The organism is Endozoicomonas ascidiicola, assembly GCF_001646945.1.
GTDB lineage: Bacteria > Pseudomonadota > Gammaproteobacteria > Pseudomonadales > Endozoicomonadaceae > Endozoicomonas > Endozoicomonas ascidiicola.
Window position 1 is genome coordinate 705009 of record NZ_LUTV01000005.1, and the last position, 21504, is coordinate 726512.

The window sequence follows — 21504 nt, forward strand, 5'->3', positions numbered from 1 at the left end:
TGGCAGATGGCGCGGAAAATCAGGAACAGGAATGAAGACTCGCACAGGAAGAAAGATATCGCTCTCCCAGCTGAAACCGGCGCAGAAGCGAAAGGCATGGCAGCATTTAAAAGCCCGCAAGCCCAAAGTGGCGGAGCTGCTGCAGGATGAAACCTTCCAGACACTGAAAGAACACTTTAACGGTGATATTCAAGTAGACGCTGACGATGTGAAGGAGGCGCTCTATGGCCAGCATTGAGCAACTGAAGCAGCAGATCGACCTGAATGAATTGTGTGATCGGCTGGATATGAAGCGGGATGGCGGTATAAAAACCAGTGGTGCGGCCATGTACCACTCACCGGTGCGCAAGGATAAAAACGCCAGCTTTTCAGTGTTCAGTCGCGGTGGTGAGTTGCGCTGGAAAGATCACGCCACCGACGAAGGCGGCAGTATTATTGATCTGGTGATCTATGTTGGTAATGCTTCAGACACTGGCGAGGCATTGCGCTGGCTGCACAATGAATTTGATATTCCCCTGGATAAACCGGACGCGCCCGTCCGTAAAAAAACAAAAGAGGAGTGGCTGGCGGATCAGGTGCTGCAAAACCCTGAAGACGCCCGTGCTTATCTGATCGACCAACGCCGTTTATCCGATGATGTGGTGAAGCAGGCCATTTCTGCACGCACTCTGGGTTATTCCGATTACACCTCCACCAAACTCAAGGCTGGCGAGAAGTTCCATGGCGGCCCTGCCGTGGCGTTTATCTGCAGAGATTTCACCAGTAAACGGGTGACAGCTCTGGAGTATCGCTACTTCGATAAGGAACTTAATGGCGGCGTAAAAAACCACTGTCATGGTGAAAAAGGACCCGCATTCTGGTGCCTGAATCCACAATTGATTAAGCAGGCCCACACCATTGTTCTGGTGGAATCCCCAATGAATGCCCTGTCGGTACACTGCACCACGCTGGCTAAAAAAGGCTGGGCGGCGCTGGCGGTGATGGGTGCCAGTAATCTCCATGAAAAGGACTGGAGCATTCTGGAAGGTAAACGGGTGGTGGTTGCCTTTGATAACGACGCGCCCGACGAGAAAACCGGCTATTGCCCCGGCGATAAGGCCGCTTGGAGCGTCCATGAAAAACTGACATCCATGAATATGCCTTGTCTGTTTGTGGATAAGATCAGCAGCGGTAAATGGGAAGGCATTAACGACCTGAATGATTTTCTCTGTAATCTCGGTTCGAGCGCTGGCAGCAGTGCGCTGGCCTCCGCATTGCAAGAAGTTGAGCCCTGGTTAATTCCTGGTTATCAGGGCAAGCGTGATAGTGAAGGCAAAGCCCCCGGTAAACCGCGCCTGTTTCTGCCATCACATGACTATGCGGTTTACTGGAAGTTTCGGGTTAAAGAAGATTTCAGTCAGTTTCTGAAAATCGGTAAAGATGAAGACGGCAACGACAAGATAGACCATCAGGATCTTTGCGGTTTTCGGATAGCTGGCCTTAGCCGTGTATCCATTCAAAGCGCCACCGCCACCATGAGTGGTGAGAAAGACGCCCAGCCAAATACAATTTTTGCCGCTACGGTTCAAACTCCCCGCCATGGTCAGCGCCTGCAGCGTCGGGTATTTCAGGATGAACAGCTGCACAACCCGGAGCAGTGGAAAAAGTTTGGCCCTATTTATTCCGCTGCCCGTTTCTCCCGCATGCTCAATATTATGGAACGGGCAACGGATATCGGCGCACGGGATGCCATCAACTTTGTGGGGCTTGCCTGGCGTAATGGTCGCCCGGTATTGAATGAAGGGCCGGATTGTTATTTCACCGAACCGGAAAAGCAGTGCCCTTATCACAACCTGAAATTCCCTTCCGGTTCTATCCATCAAGGCCGGAAGGTGGTGGAAGCCTATCAGGACAGCTTTAAGTTCAACGCTTCATTGATTCCCCTGGTTTGGGTGCTGGGCGCTCACTTGAAAGTGTTTCTCGGCTTCTGGCCTCATTTTGTGCTTCAGGCCGGCAAGGCTGCTGGTAAATCCACCCTGGTGAAACGACTGGAACGTACAGCCGGCATGACCATGTTTGGTGGCCAGAGCCTGCAAACTGAATTCCGCTTGCTAACGTCTGTTTCCCATACCGGCCATCCGGTGGGTTGGGAAGAGCTCTCTGCACGGCGACAGGACATCATTGATAAAGCCGTGGCCATGCTGCAGGAGTGCTATCAGTACACCGTTACCCGACGGGGTACGGATATGACTGAGTATGTGCAGTGTGCTCCGGTATTGCTGGCCGGTGAGGATGTGCCGGTAAATACCCTGCTGGGCAAGGTGGTGCGCTCGGATCTGACCAAACGGCAGAACGGCCTGTTATCCGAAGAACTGCCCCGCTTCCCGGTTCGGGAATGGATTCGCTGGCTCGCCACCATGGACCGCAAAACCGTGATGGACCTGTACAGCAAATGCCGTCAGTTTTTTATGGATAAGAGCGCCACCAGTGGCGAAGACGATGGCGCAAACCGGATGGTGGGCAACTACGCTGCCATTTATTGCGCCTGGCGTCTGCTTTGCGACTTTCTGGAAATACCCACCAATCAGGGTGACTTCCCCCTGGATTTGCTCAGCGCCATGAACGCCCACGTTACTGAAACCAGCGCCGATCGTGAGCCCTGGGTCTGGATTATGGAAATCATTCTGGGTGAGATTGATTCTGGTAACTTCCGCTTCCCTTACAAGTTTGAAGAGCACCCAACCGACCCGGACGACACCCTGTTGTTCATCCGCTTTACCCACATGATGCAGCACATGTCTACCAGTAACAGCCTGCGAGCCAAGTTCGATGCCATGCCTGTGAAGAGTGCCACGGTTTTCTCCCGTCAGGTGAAGGAGGCCGGCGTCTGCCCGGATGAGTTCCGGGATAAGGAACGCACCATCGGACAAAGACGCGCCACCCACCTGTTTGGTATTTCCCTGAAAGAGTTGGAGCGGTTCGGGCTGAGTGTGAGCATTCCGGATCTTAGTTATGACCCTGAACCTAAAAAACCAGAAGCCACTGGAGGCAACAATGGGAACCAACGAAAGGGCGCTCATTGAAACCAATATGGAACTGGAAGCCCTGCAAGACACCAGAACCCGAACCCCGGAAGAGCACCGCAGAAAGACCGCTCGCATTTTGTTCCTGGGGGATGTGAAACGACTGATCGAGCTAGTGGAGAAGAAGGATGGAAGATAGCAATTTTAAATGCGACGGCTGTAAGGAATTGATCAAAGGCACAGAAGAGAAACCGGCCAATGCCTGGCATTCCCGTGATTTAACGCTGTGTGACACTTGCCATGATTCCCGTTGCGGAGAATGTGGCGCGGTTACCAGCCAAATGGAACCGGAAAACATCGTTTATGAAGATGATGTTTTTTACTGCGCTGACTGTGCGCTTTAGGGAGGTTGCCCCATGACCTATACGGAATATTACACTCGGTGGATCTTCGGCCTGATGCTGGCCCTGGTCTCTACCGCTGCTTTGGTTCTGGCGCTTGCCGGATTGGTGCAGTCGCCGGTGGAACAGGGAATGGCCATGGTTGCCGGTGTTGCGTTACAGGCTTGCCTGTTCCTGTTTGCCCGCCGGAAGCAGGATCGTTTGATCGGGCTGTTGCTCATGGGTGTTTCGATGTTTGCAACGGCTGCCTTTATTGAATACGCATGGCAGTTGCAACGCTCTGCAACGGCGCAACAGTTGCAGGCGTTACAGAACGATGACTTTCAGGTGCAACAGCTCAAGGGCCAGATAGCCGAGTTGAACCGGCAGATTGATATACGCCTGAAGGTGTCTGACCGCGACACCGATGGCAACTACCGTGGCCGTGGTCTCAGTGCATTGGATACCAGTGTTGAAGAGAAAACCGCCCGCCGTGATGGTTTGCTGGAGAAGCTGGAACAGTTGAAACAGGCTTCGGTATCCGTTGCGCCTTCCGGTTCTGTGGAAGCAGCCATTAATAACGCACCGGACTGGATGCGCTGGCCTGTGTGGCTGGTGATTGCCTGGCTGCTGGATTATTGCGCTATTCGTTGCTTTCAGACGCCGTTGCCGGTGAAAGAAACAAAACCGGCCAAAACAGAAAAAGACAATCCTCTGCCCGACGTGCAATCAGGCTTCACTCCTCCTTCTTTTCCTTTTGATGAAAAGGTTTCTCTTATTACTGAACGTGCTCGTTCAGGTGCTTATGGAAAGAGGCCGGTTGTTCGCGAAGTGATGAAAAAAGAAGGCGCCCGGCATCCAGTAGTTAAAAGTGCATTCAATATTTTGCTCAAAGAAGGTTCCATGCGCCGCCAGGGGCAGGGCTTTGAATTAACCGGAAAACAATAACTCATAAAATCAGGAGCATATTATGTCCACAGTATTTGCCAACCTCAGACCGGAATCGAAGTATTACGAAGGTCAGAAGCAGGACAAGCCATTCCCCGTTCGCTTTGTGCCGGATATCTGCGGTTACCACTGGGAGGGCGGCATCGGCGGCCAGTACCGCACATCGGATCTTTTCTTTTATACGGAGATTAACGTTCAGGGCTCTGTTGAATTGCGCCAGTTTGAAGTGGTGAACCCATCCGATCTGAACCAGATGGAGCTGACCAAGGTTTCTGTGCTCAAGGGTATTGGCAAGGATTGGGGCTCCAGCTATTGGGAGAATCTGATCAAGCTGTTGGAGTCGGTGCTTCGGAAGGCTCGCAAGGAGTTAAAGGCGCAGGAGGCTCGGGAGGAAAGGGAGCGGGAAGAAGAGCGGATTGAAAGGAATGGGTGGTAAGGGAGAAAGATGATGACTCAATCACACGACTCAAATAGCGAAATCATTGCTCTGGTATTCCGTTTGAAAACAGGGTGTCGTCAATACCTGTTTTACTCATTGGAAGAATTGCAGGCATGGGCAGGCAGAAAGCCATACAAAGATGAATTTGTCTTTGTGATTGTCGCTTTCCCAGATGGGCATTGTTCTGATAAGCAAAGAGTTCATGCCAGTAAATTGGTGGAAGTTGTTGAATATGGGCTTTTATCAGAAGCAGGCCAGCTATCACCGAAAATGCAAAAGGCTTACAGCAGACTGTTAAAGCATGGTCGCCTGATTAAATACACCGGTGGCTTTTGGTCTGCTCCGGGGGTAGAGATCAGGCACTCTCATATAACTAACACCCCTGTACCTGCCTGGCATTTTGGAACCCAAACGATTCAGGGGTTGATTCGTCGAAAGCTGATAAAAGTTGTTAGAGAAAGGAAATGGGAAGATAAGGTTTATCCGGTTGAGGTGGCTCTCTAAAGCTGTTTAAAAATAACTACCGTGGAGAAAAAACGCTATGAATCAAAGCATAATTGTATACGGCCCTGTTGCATGTGGAAAAACGCGAAATGCAAAGAAAATCGCTGAAAAGCTTGGGTTAAAAAATATCGTCGATGACTGGGTGGGGAGGAGAAGAGCGTTTAATCAAAAAGGGACTCTCTACTTAACTGAAATTAAACCCGCCTGGGCTACACCTGAAAACAGTATTTCCTATAACAAAGTAATGAGGAGTTTTTCCTGATGAAATTAATTGCATTTAGACCAGGCATAAATAGTGCTCAGTGGCATGGTGCATTTGTGAAGATTTCGCAATACACCACCATGGAAGAAATAGAATCGGCTGTGTCTGATTTCTATAATGAGCAGGATGAAAAAGAAATTGAATTAAGAGTGTACAACGAAACATCAACTTTTATAGGTTACTCCCCAAGCGAAGATAACCATATTGGGTTTATACGTTATTCGGTTGAATCGGAAGATCGTCATATTCAGCATCTAACCGTTGATAGGCAACCCGTAGAGTATAAAGAGTGGGATGCTTGTGAGTTTTATCGTGGCCAAGCATTGCCTCGTTCCCACGCTCTGCGTGGGAATGTAGATGGAAGCGATAAGTACATCCGATAAGTCAGGTATGCATTCCCACGGAGGACCGTGGGAACGAGAAAATTTCGTTTACTTATTTCTTCAAAGCTTTCAATGCAATTTGTGAGAAAGATGCTGGAAGTGCTTTTGCCTTAGCTTGACCAGATAAGTAATTTTTAAACTTTCCTTGCCCAATATAAACTTCTCTGAACCATCGACGAAACTCACCTAAAGCTGCTTCAGGATAACAGAGTGGTTCTTGTGGATTTGAAGCTGCTTGCGGAAAATAATCAGGGTAGTTGTGTAAATAATTACTACGGTCGCCGTAAGTTGAGGCTAGATTATTACTTTTCCAGTGTGAGCTCCAGATTCTGCCAACGCTGATATCTGGAACAAAAGTATTATCAATATGCAATCCAGCTTGACCCAACGTTACAATCATATCTGCAATTTCTTTGAAGATACTGAAATAACCAGCAGGAACGGAATTATAAGTTAATGATACTCTGTCGTGGAACTGTTTCCATTGATCCGGTACAGATTGACTGGGATCGTATCCGACTTGCGTGTAGATGAACTCTTCAAAGCCTCTGCCAGCAAGAGTTCTATAATTGCGAAGGGCAATTGAATTGTTGTTCTGAGATGCGTCAAGAGCATAGTACTCAAGTACAGCAATACATACAGAACCAGTCCAATATTTGTTGCCAGCAAATTCAAGATATGGAGTTTGGGGGTTGATGCCTCTGAGATTTAGAATCTGTCGGATTCTTGTTACCCTAGGTTTCTGAAGCTGTTCAGACCATTCAGCTCCGAGTCGGGTAATAACAGAGTTGTCGACACCACAAAGACGGGCAAGACCTCGACCTGTCAAATAGGGTGTACCATCGGATAGAACTCCCATTCCTACCCCGTCAACTTCAACTTCCTTTTCAACTTTTAAATCTAATGATCCTTGAACAGGGTAATTCATATTTGCTCCTATAAATACTTGAAGATTAGTGAATAATTAAGAAAGAAATGTAACGCCAATTTCAGGGGCGCCGTAGGCGTCCCCTGGAAATTTTTGATTATGCCCTCTGTTTATGATTTTCCAATATACTAATTATTTCATATCTCTTTGGGTCTTTAGACTCTATTAGTTCCAAGAAATGATATGAGTCAAGACCGTTTAATAATTGCTTATCACTTTTTATTCGCTTTCTTGGATTTGCTCCCTGGTTAAGCAAAAAGCTTACAAGCTTAGGTTCATTGAACAGAATCGCATTATTTAAAGGAGATAAACCAACCTCATTAGGCAAATCAATATCGCACCCAGCATCTAATGCGACTTCTATGACAGTAAGAATAATATGACTCTTTTCTTTGAAATCACCATAAGCAGAAACCATAAAATTAATCGATGATTCCGTAAACTGCCCATTAGTGAGATAACAAGGATTTCCCTTAACTGTTTTTAGACCAAGGTATTCATACATTTCAACGTTCGCATAAGCTGTGAAACTCATCAAGCAGGATAAAGTTACTAATATTACTTTCTTCAATTTAACCCCTAATCTATATGTTTATTACAATTTATTGATCATCAATTTTTCACTAAAATCTCTTTGGTTGGCTAGAGGGCATAACGCCGTATTAGACCAATCCGTTGGTCTTTTCCCATTAACTACAGTACTTTCTCGTTCCCACGGAGGACAGTGGGAACGAGAAATTTTTATACCTCTTGACTCAGTTTCTCTCGTTGATATTTAACATGAGGAAGATTGTTGTATTTCCCTATTTCTTTTAGCCGTTTCTCACATAGAGGAACCAGTTTGTCAGCAATAAGACCGGCCAGTTTGTGCGCAGCATCATGGGTTAACCCAATGATTGTTCCAGTCAGAGCGCTATAACAACAACGCGAACGGGGTTTAATTTCCATCGCATCCAGCAGACCAGCGATATAGCCATCAAGCTGTTGTTCCTGTTCGAACAAGATCTTACATGCCTCACCAGGCTGATAATCCCAATGCACTTCTGCCATGCTTTTACTGGTCTGTCGGACATAAACGGCCACTATCTGTTTCTCTGCACACTTATGTGTCCAGAAGGATGATGATTCACCTGCATTGATCGTAATAAACCTGTTCATCACTTACCTCCCGACCCCGCCAACTGTCTGTTACTGAAACAACGCCTTTATGATGATTTACCACTTCCCCCGCACCCCCAACGAGTAGCCTGCGGCGCTGCCTGAATGGGGCGCAAGCGCCAAACCAAGAATGGATGGAGCTGGGCGCCTCTGCTCCCTTATGGGGGTATCGGGCAGCCTTTGGTTTTTCCGTGGTTCCGTGGGCTGCTGTCGTTAACCTGCTGAATATTATGCCATTGACGTTTTTATCTATCCACAGCCTTTGTGCTTTTTCCCACTACTGCTCCTGTTTTATCCACATTCGCCATTTTTCGCCGTTTTCTGCCAACCAGTATCTATTTATATTTTTATTTCTTTGAAATAGAAGAAGAAAAGAGAAAGAGAGGGGGAAGAAAACAGACAAAAATACCAGCAAGGAGCATCCACGGTTTTTATTTTGAGGTTGGTTTTTTATCCACGGCTGAAACCGTCATCCACGGGTAAATTTGTGGGTGTTTGTGGTGAGGTAATAGCTGATATATCAAGGAGATATGGTAAAATAATAGTCATTCAACGGTTCCACGAACTGCGCTGCGCCTGGCGGGATTATGAATAAGAACAATGAGTCGGATAATGACCAGGCAGATGAAGAATTACTGCTGATTGAGAGCTGGTTAACCTGGTTGTTGACCAGTCGTGGTCGTGCGTCTTCTACTGTGAATAAATATCGTGGCCATTTAAAGCAGCTGCAGGTTTTTTTGGGGGAGCGTGATCGTTCCATTTTCCAGGCTGATCAAAAATCACTGACTGAGTTTACCGGGCTCTGGTTGCATAAGCAGGGCATCGCTCCGCAAAGTCGTCATGTTGTTGTGGCGGCCTGTCGTGGGTTTTATGAATGGCTCCATGGCCAGCGTCTTATCAGTGACAATCCTTCCTCTTATCTTTTGTATCCCAGTGTTGGTCGTAAATTGCCCCGCCAGTTGGGGTTGATGAATGCTGAGCAATTGTTAATGCAGGCGGATATCAGTTCTTTCAATGGTGTGCGTGATGCGGCCATGTTGGCTTTGTTGATGGGTACCGGTATGCGGGTTGCTGGTCTCGTGAGTTTGAATCAGGAGAGTTTGTACTGGTTTGAGCATAACGGCGTTCAACGGTTGGGGCTGATTGTTTCCGAGAAAGGGGAAAACGAGCGGGAATTGCCATTGCCCAATGAAGCGGCTTTGTTGCTTCAGGCGTATCTTGGCCATGATGAGCTTCAGCAGGTTGACCGTACGTTGCCCAGTGGTGAGCGGGTGTTGTTTGTCAGTGTTCGCAATCGGAGAGTGCCGGAGCATGAGTACCGAGGTGAAGCGCGGCGGCTGTCGACCAAATCAGTATGGAAGATGATTCAGGGGTATGGCGCTGCGGCTGGCCTGCCAAAAGAGCTTTGTCACCCTCATGCTTTTCGTCACATGATGGGCGCAGAAATGATGGAGGAAGAATCCAGTACTTTGCAGGTTCAGGCTGTGCTGGGGCATGCGGACCCTAAGACATCAGAGATTTATGCCCGGATCGCCCGCAAGAAGTTGACCGATGTGATTGATAAGACCAACCCTCTGGGCAAGATTACTACAGCGGTGACTCCGTTGGTTCAGGAAATGAAGAAGCGAGGCACACTATGAGTCAGCCAAAACCTTTGAATAACCTGGTGCTGGTTGATCGTGCCAGTAATCCTCAAACCTCTGAGGGTGGTATTGCCCTGCCAACAACCGATGAGCCACAGCAGTTTCATGGCAAGGTTCTGGATATTGGGCATAAGGTGAGCGCTCCGTTGGTTGCTGGTGATACGGTTTTGTTCAGTCGGTATTCTGGAACTGAAGTGAAGTATGAAGGGCAGAGCTTTCTGTTGGTGAGAGAGGAGGATCTTCTGGCCACGGTTTAGATCAGGTCACGGATGTTGCTTTCAAATGCAGCAGGGTAATAGAACTGATATAGGAGGAACCTGTACATATTATTAAACCCAGTAAAACCGGAGCTTCCCGCACGATGTCGGGTGTGCTGGAAACTTCCCTTTAGAACAGCCTAAAACGTCTTTGGCAGAAGATGATATGAACTGCGTATATTCCCATTATGCGCAGTTGAACAGCTCGCACACTACGGGAGATCAAGCACTTATGGATACTCAACTGAGGGTAAAGCGCAGTACAAACCCAATATATCTGGATGAACACCTGCAAATGGGCCTCATCAAGCAAGGGGTGGGGGCTCGGCAAGAACAAACCATCCCTCCCCAGCAGGGGGGTGGGTACCTGAATATCTGCAGTAGTTCTGAAGTTTCCGGTTCGGCTCTTTCTGAGCTCGCTTCGATGGGTGTTTCAAAAACCTGGTTGGATGTTGCTGCCGTGATTGGCGTTCCTGCCTTTCTTGAAATGTGGCAGGTTCTTGATCAGGCAATCGACCAGGGCGCAGAGTTGAATAGCTCTATTCGTGTTACCGTGCCAAGATACGAACGCTATCTGCGTTATCAGAGAGATCAAGTTATCAAGGCTCTTGCGAACGAAGGTGAGAGTCCTGTTGTCATACATAAGTATCTACGGGCTGAAATGGGTATCGATATCAGCCTGCGAACCGTTCAAAGAGTTGCAAGAAGGTGTCATGAGCCAGCAGCAGAAGAAAAAATCCGTCATATACCTGCGAGTCAGTACCGACAAGCAGGCCGAGAAAGAGCTTCCCCTGGAATCTCAACTTGAACAATGTGAGAAAAAAGCCCTTGAACTTGGGGCAACCGTTGAGCAGATATTCAAAGATGAAGGTTTAAGTGCACGAAATGACAACCGGCCAGCTTTTCAGGCAGCACTGGCCTATTGTGAAAACCTCGATATTGATTACTTCATCTGCTGGTCAACTTCCCGCTTCGCCAGAAACCGGTTGGAAGCACAGCTCAATAAACGCCGGCTGACAGACTCTGGAACCGAAGTTGCCTATGTAACGGTAAACATCGAAAAATCTGGCTCAGGCATCCTTCAGGAAGGCATGCTTGAATTGTTCGATGAATACCTGAGCTACCAGGTAGGCGCAGACACTCGCCGATCCATGATCAAAAACGCCAAGCACGGCTTTTGGAATGGAGGAAACGCTCCATACGGATTTAAATCCGCACCATCCCCAGCAGACCCTAAAAGAAAGAGCCTCGTCCAAGTACCAACTGAAACGCTACTCATTGAACAAATATTTAAACTCCGTGAAGAAGGGATGGGAGCAAAATCTATTGCACTAATCCTAAATGAGCAGGGTTCATCCAATAGAGGCAAGCGTTGGACGAAAACCTCTGTATATAGCGTTTTAAAGAGCGAGAAAGTGGCAGGTATGACCACATTCAATAAACGCGCTCACAACGGCACCAAAAACCCGCCTGAGCAATGGATTACTGTTGATAGTCATGATGGGATCATTTCAAAAGATCGCTTTGTGCAGGTGCAAAAACTGATTGATGGTGCATCACCAAAAGGAAATGCAGGCTCTGCCAAAAGCACCAGGCTCTTCACGGGTATTGTTCAATGTGGTCGCTGCAAAGAGAACATGGTCATCACCAGTGCTACTGGTCGAAGTTCAACCTATTACTATTATGAGTGCCAGAGCCGAAGCAACGGTTCAGGCTGTGACACAAAACATAAACGTATTTCAGCAGGTGCACTTGATAACTTTCTGCTCGATACCATCGCTGCCAGAATTTTCACTCGTGAAAATCTTACTGAACTGATTATGGAAATTAATGACCTGGCCGGTAACTGGGTAAAAGAAAATAGAAGAAAGAAACGAACTCTTCTGGCGGAGTCCGAAAAGCTGCGCACCAGAAACAGAAGACTCTATGAGTTTCTGGAAGATCCTGAAGGACCTGCAAACCTTGGTGATCTGATACCTCGACTCAGAGAGAACAATCAAAAAATTAAAGAACTGGAAGCGGAGCTGGAAAGACTATCTGAAGAAAGGCCGCCAGAGTTTGAAATTACCGATGGAATGGTTGAAGAAGTATCGGACTTTTTTTCAGGAATGATGAAGGAACAAAACAATCCGAAAAAGCTTCGTCAGTTTCTAAGTTCAGTTTTGGATGAGATTGTCGTAGGAGAGGAAGAGATCAAGATTTCCTATGATCCCGCTGTGATTATCGACTCTGCAGCGGTTCATAGTAGAAAAAAATGGCTCCCCGAGCTGGACTCGAACCAGCGACCCAATGATTAACAGTCATTTGCTCTACCAACTGAGCTATCAGGGAACTACGCGACAGTTTTAATGCACCGTCTAGCATTTTGAACGCTATCTTAAAATGGTGGGTCGTGAAGGATTCGAACCTTCGACCAATTGGTTAAAAGCCAACTGCTCTACCAACTGAGCTAACGACCCGTTTCTTCAAACCTTTCGCAAAGGCTTAAAGAGTAAAATGGCTCCCCGAGCTGGACTCGAACCAGCGACCCAATGATTAACAGTCATTTGCTCTACCAACTGAGCTATCAGGGAACTACGCGACAGTTTTAATGCACCGTCTAGCATTTTGAACACACATCTTAAAATGGTGGGTCGTGAAGGATTCGAACCTTCGACCAATTGGTTAAAAGCCAACTGCTCTACCAACTGAGCTAACGACCCTTGAAACTGTTTCAATCTTCACGCATTCAACGTGAATCAACTCGTTTTATCACCAACACTTCTGTCAGGATAAAAAAACCGCCGATGCTCTGGCGGTTTATTTTGTAGCCACTGCTACACTCTACTATTACTAGCTACTTGCTATTACTTGCCTGTAACTTTCTTTAACGAAAGTGGTGGGTCGTGAAGGATTCGAACCTTCGACCAATTGGTTAAAAGCCAACTGCTCTACCAACTGAGCTAACGACCCATATCTTCAAATCTTACGCAAAGATTCAAAGAAAATATTGGCTCCCCGAGCTGGACTCGAACCAGCGACCCAATGATTAACAGTCATTTGCTCTACCAACTGAGCTATCAGGGAACAGCGTTTGGAAGCGATGTTTCGTCGCCAACCAACGGCAGCGAATATTAAGGTTATTTCGCTGAGAGTCAAGCCTTCTTCAACAAAAAATTCATAAAGAAAAAAGCTGCTAACACAGCTTTTTTCTCAATACGCCAGTTACTTACAGGTTATCAGCGCTGTCTGATAGGTATTTTGCCACACCATCAGGAGACGCTGTCATGCCTTTGTCGCCTTTGTTCCAGCCTGCCGGGCAAACTTCACCGTGTTCTTCATGGAACTGCAGGGCATCCACCAGACGAATCAATTCATCCATGTTACGACCCAGAGGCAAATCATTCACAATCTGAGAGCGAACAACACCTTCTTTGTCGATCAGGAATGCGCCACGGAATGCAACACCGCCATCAGACTCAACATCGTATGACTTACAGATGTCGTGTGTCATATCAGCAGCCAGTGTGTATTTCACTGGGCCAATACCGCCGGCATTAACCGGTGTGTTACGCCAGGCGTTATGAGTAAAGTGAGAATCAATGGAGACACCAATCACTTCCACACCGCGCTCTTTGAAAGCATCCATACGATGATCAAGGGCGATCAGTTCGGAAGGGCAGACAAAGGTGAAATCCAGAGGATAGAAAAAAATCAGTCCATACTTGCCGCGAATCGTTTCAGACAGCGAAAACGCATCAACGATAGAACCATCGCCCAGAACGGCTGGAACTGTGAAGTCAGGTGCTTTTTTACCGACTAGAACGGCCATATTTTTATCTCCAGTAGGGTGCAAAGATATGCGCTTCATACGGTAGTACTATCTAACCTTCCAAGCAGAGCGCACTATGAAAAACTACGTACACAATAATACACAGGGTTGCGAGATTCGCCTACTACAGACTGGTAAATACATACCTTGTGAGGTGTACTAATGTTTCAACTGTAAGCTATCTCAGGAAAGCTAAACGGTGGTTGCATCTCGAACGGAAAGCTTCTGTTTGGTGATTCTGCTCTCAAGCACTTTGAGTTCGCTTTTACCAAGATCCATTTCCTTTTCCAGCGCTTTAATCTGCTCGATCTGCTGGACGCATGAACGGGCACCAATGGAAGAGTAAATGGTAAAGGCATAAGCAATCACTGCGCCACTCAAGCCGGCAATGACGTTCATCTCTTTTCCAAGCACGATATTGGATAACAATAGTCCGGTACCGGCTAAACAACTGAGACAGGCAACGGCGTAATGGTATTTTCTGGATTTACTGATAAATGCAGAGATTTGCTGCAGCGACGAAATATTTTTGCCAATAGAGTTGATGGCAATTTGGGTATGATTCATGAAGTGCTTCCTGCTAATGTTTCTTGAATAATCCTAAGTTAATGATAACACCGACAAGCATTCAAATAGAAGACGGGTGTCTGTAGATGTAGCGCTAAAAACGGACATAGGCCACAGCTGCTGAAAACGATCAACACCAGCAAGAGATAATTATAAGGACGAAGAAGAAGAAGGGGCTTTTGATGTAGATCAACACACCGTTCAGAAAGGTTCTCAGATGAAGCAGGTTGAATGATCAGCGAACACATCCATTATTGCTCGCTGTTCAAACGCTCAGCCTTCTTTTTGCTCAGCCTTATCAGCACCAGCCGCTTCATCAATCAGCGTCTGAAGTTCACCGCTGTTGTACATATCAATCAAGATGTCGCTACCACCAATCAGCTCACCTTTAACCCACAGCTGCGGGAACGTCGGCCAGTTCGCGTATTTTGGCAAGTTTGCACGAATTTCAGGATTCGCCAGAATATCTACAAAGGCAAACTGCTGACCACAAGCCATCAGGATCTGAACGGCTTTGGAGGAAAAACCACACTGTGGCAGTTTTGGAGATCCTTTCATATACAGCAGGATCGCATGGGATTCGATCTGCTCTTTTATTTGCTCCATTACGTCCATGAGACGACCTCTATTTAAAAAATTGGAATGTTTAGGTCGGCATTCTAAAGAAAATACCTGACTGCTACCATATGTTATTTCCTGAATCTTTTTCCTGAATAAGAGTAGTGATTCCTTCTGCCCATCATGTCGAAAGTCCCGATCAATCCCTTATGAAGCTCCTTATAGAACACTCGTTCAATGCTTGCCTGGGCAACGTTGAACTGAGACTATCAACCGAACTGTCTACTTAACAAAGCCAAGCAGCCATGTACGTATCTGAAAAACCACTAAAAAATTACCCCTGGTGGCTCAAGCCGTTCTTCTGGAGCCAGAAGCGCCGCTATGGCAAAGTGTTAAAGCCTGGCCTGTTGTGGGCAAGAGTACCCAAATTGTTTGCTGCTGTTGCTGCACTGTATGGTGTATTGGATCGCAAAAGCTCTCCTCTCTCTCCGGAACTGCGCTCTCTGATCACGGTTCGGGTTTCTCAAGTGAATTGGTGTGCCTTCTGCATTGATGTGAACGGCATGACCTTGGCTCAACGCAGTGGCAGCATGGATAAACTCAACGCCCTCGATCAATGGCAAACTTCTGCTCTGTTCGATGAGAAAGAAAAGATTGCATTGGAATACGCCGAAGCCATCACCTACAGCGATCAACACGTCACTCCGGAGCTGATGACCCGGGTAAAAACCTTTTTCGACGAAGATGGCGTTATCGAACTGACCGGGCTTATTGCCTTTCAGAACCTGTCCAGTAAGTTCAATGCGGCGCTGGATGTTCCAGCCGAGGGCTTCTGCAAACTCCCTGAGAAGCCATAATCAGTGAATCTACGGCCTTACATTTAATAAGGCCGAGTCCTTTACTCTGTACATCACAACCATCTCTTTCACTGATCTGTTGCTATTGAACCAACAGAAGAGATTTCTCAATGCCCTTCAAAAAGCCTGCGACCCAAACAGTTTTCACGCTAGCCCTGTGTGTTTCCATTCTAGTTGGCGTTACTATTTATCAACACCAACAAAAAGACACGCCTGCGCCAGTGGATTACCCCATCGCTGAAATTTCTGCACAACAACTGCAACGCTGGAAGCAGCAAAATCTTCCTCATCAGCTGATTGATGCGCGTCCGGATCATTTCTATAACGGATGGCCTGTAGGCGAAGGCATCAAGCAAGGCCATATCAACGGTGCCATCAGCTTTCAGCCCAACTGGCTCGATCTACTGGATTCACCCGAAAAACAACGACAGCTACTAAAAGATAAAGGCATTACTCAAGACAGCCCTGTGGTGATTTATGGCAACAACCACACTGTTCAGCCATTTTATCAGTATTTGAAACAGCAGGGTTTCGCCAAGGTCTTTTTACTCTCCGGTGGAATGAAAGCCTGGAGCGAGTCAGGTTATAAAACCCGTCAATTACCACTGTATGAAAAGCTGGTTCATCCCCAATGGCTTTTTGAACAAACGGCAGCCAAAACAGGCGTTAAACCCATCATTATTGAAGTGGGCTACGATGAGCAATCAGCCTACAAAGACGGACATATTCCCGGTGCCGTTTATCTAGACACTCAGAAAATAGAATGGGACCAAGGTGGCACACCCAGTTGGAATTATATTCCTGATAAAAAGCTGCTTCAGGTTCTAAGCAACTACGGTATTGCCAAAGATACAACGGTCATCGTTTATGCAGATAAGCTGGCCATGGCCGCCTATCGTGCTGCAATTGCCTTAATGTACGCCGGCGTTACCAATGTTCGCGTATTGAATGGTGGTAAAAAGGCGTGGAGCTCCCAAGGATTTGATCTTCAGACCGAAGTTAATAAGCCCGAGCCTCTCAGCAAGCCATCATTAACCAGCCCCACCAACAAGAAGCTGGTTATCAATATTCCTGAAGCGAAAACGCTTCTTGAGAAAAACGATAGCGTATTGGCCAGTATCATGACCAGGGCAGAGTTTAATGGTGAGAAGTCCGGTTACCTGTATTACCAGAAAGCCGGCCATATTCCCGGATCAACGCTACTGGAAAGCGGCAATACTGCCTACGATATGGACAACTATCAGGATATTGATGGCACTATGCGCTCATGGACTGAAATAGAAACCATTTGGGCAAACAAAGCCATCACTCCGGATAAAGACATCAGCTTTTACTGCGGCACAGGCTGGCGAGCCAGCGAAGCATTATTTGCCGCGTATCTGATGGGTTGGGAGAAAATCAGCCTTTTTGATGATGGCTGGACTGGCTGGAGCCTGGACTCCAACAACCCTGTATCTGAATAACTATTCACACCTCTCTCTATTCAGGGCTCCGGATACCCTCGTATTTTGTTAGCCCTGCTAACCTACTTGTCAGTACGGTTGTACAGACAAAATCCAAATCCCTCCTATAATTGCACAATCGTTTCGTACCTCTCGCTTTTCAATTTGAAGACCGCCCTTCTCAGCAAATACAAATAAGGATAAAAAAATGGAAACCTTAGACTATTTATTGGAACGCACATTCCTGCAACAATCCCCCCTGAATAATCCAGATGCCACTGGCGCCCCGCACTCCAACACCAGAGCCTTCAGCTCTGCCGCCAAATGCTTTGGTAGAACGGTGGCCCAAATTGCAATTACCACCGCCAAGCTTACCTATAACGTCGCTAAACTCGCTCTCGAGGGTATAGGTGCAGGCCTTGGAGCTGCAGCGGGCTTCGTTGAAGGCGGTGCTCGCATTGCTGGCTCCTATATAGGGGAACATTTTGGCTGGTGCAAACGGGAGACGAAATCGCTGTCGGAATTCACCATTCGTGGCTTGCGCACTGGCGCCAACGCCGGTGAAATAGCGGGGTTCCTGGCTGGTGTTCCTGCAGCTGCTGCAGCGACAGTGTTTACTGCACCTATCAACCTATTCACCTCTGGAGTCCATGGGGTGGTCGCTGGTGTTGAAGTAAAAACGAAAGGCAGTTCACGCGAAGGTGACAAGAAAATGAATGAGCATATACGTGAATTTAATCGATGCATGGACGACCGCTTTCAAAAAGCTCATTCTTTATTACAAGGTCAGGAAGTAAGCCCGCTGGACGCATTCCTGAAAGGGCTCAGAAGCGAACCCTGTGCGGCAAGTAACAATTAATAGCAATACAACAATGCCAATGCCGTTTAAACCTCGTTCCCACGCGGAGCGAGGCTGTCGCAAAACTCCAGAAACCTCGTTCCCATGCTCCGCGTGGGAATGCATACCTCTTAATTTTCAAAGAGATAGATGTATGGGTTCCCACGCAAAGCATGGGAACCAGGGCTTTTGCGGCAGCCTCAAAGCATAGGAGTGAGATATTTGGAGTTTTTCGACAGCCTCTCGAAAGAGAAGAAGCTCAGCTCCACCTATTTTCCAATAGCCTTCCTATATAGCGGGTCAACTTTAACAATATTGGCTCGTAATCCATTAATCCGGGTATCGTGCGCCGGATGAGTACTCATAAATTCCGGCACTTTCTGCCCACTTTCCGCAGACATTTTTTGCCAGAGGGACACGGCAGCTCTCGGGTTATAACCCGCCCTTGCCATCAACTCCAGTCCAATCAAATCCGCCTCTGCCTCATTGGTGCGACTATTTGGCAACGTCAACGCATAATTTACGACTGTGCTGCCAATATTCATAACATCCGGGCTGATTCCCAGTAAGATCCCCAGGGCATCCTGACCAAGCTGAATGCCATAAGCCTGGGACATCGCTTCACGGCCATGCTCCCGAAGGGCGTGCGCCATTTCATGGCCCATGATCGCGGCGATCTCATCGTCGTTCAGCTTCAGTTTATTAATGATGCCGGTGTAGAACATAATCTTACCGCCCGGCATACAGTAGGCGTTTAGCTGCTCATCGGTGGTCAAGTTCACTTCCCAGTTCCAGCGACGGGCATCCTCTCGAAATACCCCCACATGGGACACCAACCGCTTACCAATGCCTCTCAGGCGTTTCACTTCTGCAGCGTTCTGATTCAAATTGCCTTTTTTACTGGCTTTGCTCAGTTCTTCTTTATAGGCCTGCACCGACATGGCGTTCACCTGCTCTTCAGACAACAGGGAAACCATGGTCTGTTCACGGTCAACACCGATGACGCCGGAATTAGTGGTCGATACCGTCTGACATCCGACCAGAAATACCGACAGGCTGATTCCAAGCGCTTTAAGCCACATCTTCATGAACAACCTTCTCCGTTTTTCTTCTGTTTATGGAGCATTCTATTGAAGCCAGTGGGCAAGACGCTGACAGGCTTCGACAAGTCTTGGACAATTGTCTTCAACAAACCGTTGAGAATCAACTGGCTGATTTTGCACGTTTTGCAAGGCACTGGCGCCATCAAAATCCACAAACGCCAACCTGACAAACAGCTCATCTGCGTTCAATCCAAAATCACTGCCCGGCAACATGGCAACCCCCGCTTCCGACAACAACGCATCGCATAAGGCTTCAGAAGTAAGAATATCGCGTTTTTTTAATTCGTCACGGTGACCGGAAAAACTGACAAAGAGATAAAAGCCACCAACAGGATCAACCATTTTCAGCCCCATAGCTCGTAACTGACTGACCATATACTCGGCAATATTTTTTAGAATGGATTTACTATTTTGCACATAGCACTGAATATCGTCATGCTCCTCAAACGCACAGCAGGCCGCATGCTGAATAGGCGCGCTGACCGAGGTGAAGGTTTCACTGGCAATCACTGCCATGGCATTCTGAAGCTCACGCAACGATTCTGGAAACACCATCGCTCCAAGACGCCAGCCGCCGGCACCACACCATTTACTGAGCCCGCCACTGATAATTGTGCCTTCTGGATACCACTTGGCAAAACTATGGTGCTCTCCACTAAACCGGGTTTCTCCATAGATTTCATCGGAAACGATAATGATGTTTTGTGCTCTCGCCACGTCAACCAGCGCCTGAATATGTTCCAGCTCATAACTGGCTCCAGTTGGATTGGACGGGTAGTTCAACAGCAACAATCTGGGCGAGCCCGAATCCGGAAGTTGTTTCAGCTGTTCTGGTTCAATACGCCAGTTGTCTTCCATGATGGTGGGTAGATAACGCACTGATCGCCCAAGCATTTCAGCCTGCGGCGCATAAGACACCCAGCAAGGTGCCGGAAGAATAAGTTCAGCTTTGGTGGCAAGTTGCAGGTTAAACAGCAACTCTTTGGAGCCCGGACCAATCAACACCGAATCACTGTTAAAACCCAAACCAGTTCGACGCTGGTAATAATCCGCAATGGTCGTTCTCAACTGAAGCAGGCCGCGCACAGGCAGATAATCTTTTTCTCCCGCATGATCTTTCAGGCTCTGAACCACTCGATCAGGTACTGGAAATGGTGACTGCCCTAATCCCAGCCTGATGATATCTTTACCGTCACGAATAAGCTGTTGGCTTAGTTCGTTGATATGCAGTGTGGCTGAAGGTTTCAGGGCAGCAACCCTTGAGTCAAGCTGTACCATGTGTAAACCATCCTTGATTCTGCCTGGATAAGAATACTTTCGTTCAATGATCGAGATAAATCAATCAGGGATACTATTGGAACTTACATTCGTTTTTTTTGTCGAATTTTTTTGAAATTAAAATTTGCAGGATATCTTTATGATTACCCCCCCCCTCATTTCATCAAAACCGAATTCTTCCGAGCCTTCATCATTCAAACATCCCGAATCAAATATTGAAGGCGGTAAAAACACATATTTTAAAACCAGAAAAGTAAAAATGGAGTTAACCACGGAAAATAAAACACCGCCTATAGCAATGACCAACCAAACCCCATCTATAATGGGAAGATCATCCCGAAGTTCCTTTTACCTACCTGAAAACCCATCAATCCAACCAACTTATAATGAAACGATAGCAAGAGCTGTTTCTTTGGACATTCAAGACTTACTGGAATCCAGCCACTATACGTCAGCTATAAAAATATGGGTCACAAAAGAAAACGACTGGAACAAACTGTGTGAATTCAATGATTATGTAGAAAAGAATATTATCAACATTATTCATCATGGTCATCAATGGACAGCCTGCAAACTAGCTAATGAAAATCCAAATTTACATCGTTGGCTGATGAACCATAGGCGAGAAGAAATTAAATCAAAAGCGGACCCCGAAGTTCAATTTCAAACGATATCTCTTGACTGGAGTGCAACACACTTCATACCCGATGACGATAAATCCCGTATCCCGGAAAACTATTTTCACTGGAGAAACCTTGCAGAATCAGACTTCTGCGAAGCACCATCCAATATACAATCAAAACCAATGGCTAGCAGAAAACGAAAAGCTGCCGATTGCGGCGTTACCATTGAGGAACCAATACGCTTAATAGCTGAAGGGCATATCAAATCAATGAGACTTGATAAACAGTCAGAATTTTTGAAAAAGAGTGCAACTTATTTTTTAGAACATCTCGCCTCTGAAAAGAAAAACGAGTACCAAAAGTTCATAACAACTCTTGGCAACACCCTTGATCAATATCAGGAAAGATACGAAAAAATGAAGTCTCTACCAGATTTCAAACGAATCTGGGACAAACCAAACAATGCTGAAAGCACATCAGCAACGACTTAATTCGTTCATAAGATTAAAGAAGCACCCGGATT

General features: G+C 47.0%; 25 protein-coding genes and 6 tRNA genes. 17 read left to right on the forward strand and 14 right to left on the reverse strand.

All coding sequences use genetic code 11. The features are described 5' to 3' along the window. Positions 1–31: 31 nt before the first annotated feature. The 9 genes from AKL11_RS16940 to AKL11_RS16975 are packed head-to-tail and all read left to right on the forward strand — an operon-like array spanning position 32 to position 5918. The gene (locus AKL11_RS16940; protein ID WP_067519576.1) at positions 32–238 is read left to right on the forward strand and encodes a hypothetical protein; all 207 of its coding nucleotides are present in this window, start codon (positions 32–34) and stop codon (positions 236–238) included. Beyond that, on the forward strand, positions 225–3062 hold the full coding sequence (locus AKL11_RS16945) for a toprim domain-containing protein (RefSeq protein WP_067519578.1): 2838 nt from the start codon (positions 225–227) through the stop codon (positions 3060–3062). Before AKL11_RS16940 ends, AKL11_RS16945 begins: the two co-directional genes overlap by 14 nt. Continuing rightward, positions 3034–3201 (forward strand): hypothetical protein, encoded by a 168-nt coding sequence (locus AKL11_RS25260; RefSeq protein ID WP_157673622.1) that lies wholly within the window; start codon positions 3034–3036, stop codon positions 3199–3201. Before AKL11_RS16945 ends, AKL11_RS25260 begins: the two co-directional genes overlap by 29 nt. Then, positions 3191–3406: a hypothetical protein gene (locus tag AKL11_RS16950; protein ID WP_067519580.1), complete on the forward strand. Its 216-nt coding sequence runs from the start codon at positions 3191–3193 to the stop codon at positions 3404–3406. Before AKL11_RS25260 ends, AKL11_RS16950 begins: the two co-directional genes overlap by 11 nt. 12 nt (positions 3407–3418) lie before the next feature. Next, positions 3419–4330: a hypothetical protein gene (locus AKL11_RS16955; protein WP_067519582.1), complete on the forward strand. Its 912-nt coding sequence runs from the start codon at positions 3419–3421 to the stop codon at positions 4328–4330. A 22-nt stretch (positions 4331–4352) separates the two neighbouring features. Next, on the forward strand, positions 4353–4766 hold the full coding sequence (locus AKL11_RS16960; protein ID WP_067519584.1) for a hypothetical protein: 414 nt from the start codon (positions 4353–4355) through the stop codon (positions 4764–4766). Between the two features lie 9 nt (positions 4767–4775). Then, a complete protein-coding gene (locus AKL11_RS16965) occupies positions 4776–5273 on the forward strand; it encodes a hypothetical protein (protein ID WP_067519587.1) in 498 nt (165 codons plus the stop codon). Positions 5274–5310: 37 nt separating this feature from the next. After that, on the forward strand, positions 5311–5535 hold the full coding sequence (locus tag AKL11_RS16970; RefSeq protein WP_067519589.1) for a hypothetical protein: 225 nt from the start codon (positions 5311–5313) through the stop codon (positions 5533–5535). Continuing rightward, the gene (locus AKL11_RS16975; protein WP_067519592.1) at positions 5535–5918 is read left to right on the forward strand and encodes a hypothetical protein; all 384 of its coding nucleotides are present in this window, start codon (positions 5535–5537) and stop codon (positions 5916–5918) included. Before AKL11_RS16970 ends, AKL11_RS16975 begins: the two co-directional genes overlap by 1 nt. 52 nt (positions 5919–5970) lie before the next feature. On the opposite strand, the gene AKL11_RS16980 is transcribed toward AKL11_RS16975, so the two are convergent. The 3 genes from AKL11_RS16980 to AKL11_RS16990 form a co-directional block, all read right to left on the reverse strand. Beyond that, on the reverse strand, positions 5971–6846 hold the full coding sequence (locus AKL11_RS16980) for a BstA C-terminal domain-containing protein (protein ID WP_067519594.1): 876 nt from the start codon (positions 6844–6846) through the stop codon (positions 5971–5973). A 97-nt stretch (positions 6847–6943) separates the two neighbouring features. Continuing rightward, on the reverse strand, positions 6944–7417 hold the full coding sequence (locus AKL11_RS16985) for an ankyrin repeat domain-containing protein (RefSeq protein ID WP_157673623.1): 474 nt from the start codon (positions 7415–7417) through the stop codon (positions 6944–6946). Positions 7418–7587: 170 nt separating this feature from the next. Then, complete coding sequence (locus AKL11_RS16990) at positions 7588–8004, reverse strand: hypothetical protein (protein ID WP_067519599.1); 417 nt, start codon at positions 8002–8004, stop codon at positions 7588–7590. 587 nt (positions 8005–8591) lie between these two features. Here AKL11_RS16990 and AKL11_RS16995 point away from each other — a divergent pair. The 4 genes from AKL11_RS16995 to AKL11_RS26680 all read left to right on the forward strand — a co-directional run bounded on the left by AKL11_RS16995 (position 8592) and on the right by AKL11_RS26680 (position 12201). Next, on the forward strand, positions 8592–9644 hold the full coding sequence (locus AKL11_RS16995) for a tyrosine-type recombinase/integrase (protein ID WP_067519602.1): 1053 nt from the start codon (positions 8592–8594) through the stop codon (positions 9642–9644). After that, on the forward strand, positions 9641–9904 hold the full coding sequence (locus AKL11_RS17000; RefSeq protein ID WP_067519604.1) for a co-chaperone GroES: 264 nt from the start codon (positions 9641–9643) through the stop codon (positions 9902–9904). The genes AKL11_RS16995 and AKL11_RS17000 overlap by 4 nt, the downstream gene beginning before the upstream one ends. A gap of 232 nt (positions 9905–10136) precedes the next feature. Continuing rightward, complete coding sequence (locus tag AKL11_RS17005; protein WP_157673624.1) at positions 10137–10712, forward strand: hypothetical protein; 576 nt, start codon at positions 10137–10139, stop codon at positions 10710–10712. Further along, the gene (locus tag AKL11_RS26680; RefSeq protein ID WP_366556862.1) at positions 10618–12201 is read left to right on the forward strand and encodes a recombinase family protein; all 1584 of its coding nucleotides are present in this window, start codon (positions 10618–10620) and stop codon (positions 12199–12201) included. The genes AKL11_RS17005 and AKL11_RS26680 overlap by 95 nt, the downstream gene beginning before the upstream one ends. On the opposite strand, the gene AKL11_RS17015 is transcribed toward AKL11_RS26680, so the two are convergent. The 9 genes from AKL11_RS17015 to grxD all read right to left on the reverse strand — a co-directional run bounded on the left by AKL11_RS17015 (position 12160) and on the right by grxD (position 14897). Further along, positions 12160–12235, reverse strand: a tRNA-Asn gene (locus AKL11_RS17015). The genes AKL11_RS26680 and AKL11_RS17015 overlap by 42 nt on opposite strands. 52 nt (positions 12236–12287) lie before the next feature. Then, a tRNA-Lys gene (locus AKL11_RS17020) sits at positions 12288–12363 on the reverse strand. 38 nt (positions 12364–12401) lie between these two features. After that, positions 12402–12477: transfer RNA gene (locus AKL11_RS17025), tRNA-Asn, on the reverse strand. Between the two features lie 53 nt (positions 12478–12530). Next, positions 12531–12606 (reverse strand) — tRNA-Lys (locus AKL11_RS17030). Between the two features lie 174 nt (positions 12607–12780). After that, positions 12781–12856 (reverse strand) — tRNA-Lys (locus tag AKL11_RS17035). Positions 12857–12894: 38 nt separating this feature from the next. Further along, positions 12895–12970: transfer RNA gene (locus tag AKL11_RS17040), tRNA-Asn, on the reverse strand. A gap of 142 nt (positions 12971–13112) precedes the next feature. After that, positions 13113–13715 carry a peroxiredoxin gene (locus AKL11_RS17045; RefSeq protein ID WP_067519612.1) on the reverse strand — a complete coding sequence of 201 codons (603 nt, stop codon included), beginning with the start codon at positions 13713–13715 and terminating at the stop codon, positions 13113–13115. 192 nt (positions 13716–13907) lie between these two features. After that, positions 13908–14282: a hypothetical protein gene (locus AKL11_RS17050; RefSeq protein ID WP_067519614.1), complete on the reverse strand. Its 375-nt coding sequence runs from the start codon at positions 14280–14282 to the stop codon at positions 13908–13910. 273 nt (positions 14283–14555) lie between these two features. After that, the gene (grxD, locus tag AKL11_RS17055; RefSeq protein WP_067519618.1) at positions 14556–14897 is read right to left on the reverse strand and encodes a Grx4 family monothiol glutaredoxin; all 342 of its coding nucleotides are present in this window, start codon (positions 14895–14897) and stop codon (positions 14556–14558) included. Positions 14898–15145: 248 nt separating this feature from the next. Between grxD and AKL11_RS17060 the strand changes: the two genes are divergently transcribed. The 3 genes from AKL11_RS17060 to AKL11_RS17070 all read left to right on the forward strand — a co-directional run bounded on the left by AKL11_RS17060 (position 15146) and on the right by AKL11_RS17070 (position 17998). Beyond that, positions 15146–15697, forward strand: coding sequence for a carboxymuconolactone decarboxylase family protein (locus AKL11_RS17060; protein ID WP_067519621.1), 552 nt, complete (start codon positions 15146–15148; stop codon positions 15695–15697). Between the two features lie 110 nt (positions 15698–15807). After that, on the forward strand, positions 15808–17160 hold the full coding sequence (locus AKL11_RS17065) for a sulfurtransferase (RefSeq protein WP_067519623.1): 1353 nt from the start codon (positions 15808–15810) through the stop codon (positions 17158–17160). A 187-nt stretch (positions 17161–17347) separates the two neighbouring features. After that, the gene (locus AKL11_RS17070; RefSeq protein WP_067519625.1) at positions 17348–17998 is read left to right on the forward strand and encodes a hypothetical protein; all 651 of its coding nucleotides are present in this window, start codon (positions 17348–17350) and stop codon (positions 17996–17998) included. Positions 17999–18246: 248 nt separating this feature from the next. Here AKL11_RS17070 and AKL11_RS17075 read toward each other — a convergent pair whose 3' ends face one another. Both AKL11_RS17075 and AKL11_RS17080 read right to left on the reverse strand, forming a co-directional pair. Continuing rightward, complete coding sequence (locus AKL11_RS17075) at positions 18247–19065, reverse strand: M48 family metallopeptidase (RefSeq protein WP_067519628.1); 819 nt, start codon at positions 19063–19065, stop codon at positions 18247–18249. Positions 19066–19104: 39 nt separating this feature from the next. Further along, positions 19105–20358, reverse strand: coding sequence for a pyridoxal phosphate-dependent aminotransferase (locus tag AKL11_RS17080; protein WP_067519630.1), 1254 nt, complete (start codon positions 20356–20358; stop codon positions 19105–19107). A 139-nt stretch (positions 20359–20497) separates the two neighbouring features. Here AKL11_RS17080 and AKL11_RS17085 point away from each other — a divergent pair, with 139 nt between their 5' ends. After that, positions 20498–21472 (forward strand): hypothetical protein, encoded by a 975-nt coding sequence (locus AKL11_RS17085; RefSeq protein WP_067519632.1) that lies wholly within the window; start codon positions 20498–20500, stop codon positions 21470–21472. The last annotated feature ends 32 nt before the right edge of the window (positions 21473–21504 follow it).

Bases quoted from the DNA above. Each gene is read 5' to 3' on its own strand.
- AKL11_RS16940 (WP_067519576.1), top strand. From the start codon at position 32: ATGAAGACTCGCACAGGAAGAAAGATATCGCTCTCCCAGCTGAAACCG.
- AKL11_RS16945 (WP_067519578.1), top strand. From the start codon at position 225: ATGGCCAGCATTGAGCAACTGAAGCAGCAGATCGACCTGAATGAATTG.
- AKL11_RS25260 (WP_157673622.1), top strand. From the start codon at position 3,034: ATGGGAACCAACGAAAGGGCGCTCATTGAAACCAATATGGAACTGGAA.
- AKL11_RS16950 (WP_067519580.1), top strand. From the start codon at position 3,191: ATGGAAGATAGCAATTTTAAATGCGACGGCTGTAAGGAATTGATCAAA.
- AKL11_RS16955 (WP_067519582.1), top strand. From the start codon at position 3,419: ATGACCTATACGGAATATTACACTCGGTGGATCTTCGGCCTGATGCTG.
- AKL11_RS16960 (WP_067519584.1), top strand. From the start codon at position 4,353: ATGTCCACAGTATTTGCCAACCTCAGACCGGAATCGAAGTATTACGAA.
- AKL11_RS16965 (WP_067519587.1), top strand. From the start codon at position 4,776: ATGATGACTCAATCACACGACTCAAATAGCGAAATCATTGCTCTGGTA.
- AKL11_RS16970 (WP_067519589.1), top strand. From the start codon at position 5,311: ATGAATCAAAGCATAATTGTATACGGCCCTGTTGCATGTGGAAAAACG.
- AKL11_RS16975 (WP_067519592.1), top strand. From the start codon at position 5,535: ATGAAATTAATTGCATTTAGACCAGGCATAAATAGTGCTCAGTGGCAT.
- AKL11_RS16980 (WP_067519594.1), bottom strand. From the start codon at position 6,846: ATGAATTACCCTGTTCAAGGATCATTAGATTTAAAAGTTGAAAAGGAA.
- AKL11_RS16990 (WP_067519599.1), bottom strand. From the start codon at position 8,004: ATGAACAGGTTTATTACGATCAATGCAGGTGAATCATCATCCTTCTGG.
- AKL11_RS16995 (WP_067519602.1), top strand. From the start codon at position 8,592: ATGAATAAGAACAATGAGTCGGATAATGACCAGGCAGATGAAGAATTA.
- AKL11_RS17000 (WP_067519604.1), top strand. From the start codon at position 9,641: ATGAGTCAGCCAAAACCTTTGAATAACCTGGTGCTGGTTGATCGTGCC.
- AKL11_RS17005 (WP_157673624.1), top strand. From the start codon at position 10,137: ATGGATACTCAACTGAGGGTAAAGCGCAGTACAAACCCAATATATCTG.
- AKL11_RS26680 (WP_366556862.1), top strand. From the start codon at position 10,618: ATGAGCCAGCAGCAGAAGAAAAAATCCGTCATATACCTGCGAGTCAGT.
- AKL11_RS17045 (WP_067519612.1), bottom strand. From the start codon at position 13,715: ATGGCCGTTCTAGTCGGTAAAAAAGCACCTGACTTCACAGTTCCAGCC.
- AKL11_RS17050 (WP_067519614.1), bottom strand. From the start codon at position 14,282: ATGAATCATACCCAAATTGCCATCAACTCTATTGGCAAAAATATTTCG.
- grxD (WP_067519618.1), bottom strand. From the start codon at position 14,897: ATGGACGTAATGGAGCAAATAAAAGAGCAGATCGAATCCCATGCGATC.
- AKL11_RS17060 (WP_067519621.1), top strand. From the start codon at position 15,146: ATGTACGTATCTGAAAAACCACTAAAAAATTACCCCTGGTGGCTCAAG.
- AKL11_RS17065 (WP_067519623.1), top strand. From the start codon at position 15,808: ATGCCCTTCAAAAAGCCTGCGACCCAAACAGTTTTCACGCTAGCCCTG.
- AKL11_RS17070 (WP_067519625.1), top strand. From the start codon at position 17,348: ATGGAAACCTTAGACTATTTATTGGAACGCACATTCCTGCAACAATCC.
- AKL11_RS17075 (WP_067519628.1), bottom strand. From the start codon at position 19,065: ATGAAGATGTGGCTTAAAGCGCTTGGAATCAGCCTGTCGGTATTTCTG.
- AKL11_RS17080 (WP_067519630.1), bottom strand. From the start codon at position 20,358: ATGGTACAGCTTGACTCAAGGGTTGCTGCCCTGAAACCTTCAGCCACA.
- AKL11_RS17085 (WP_067519632.1), top strand. From the start codon at position 20,498: ATGATTACCCCCCCCCTCATTTCATCAAAACCGAATTCTTCCGAGCCT.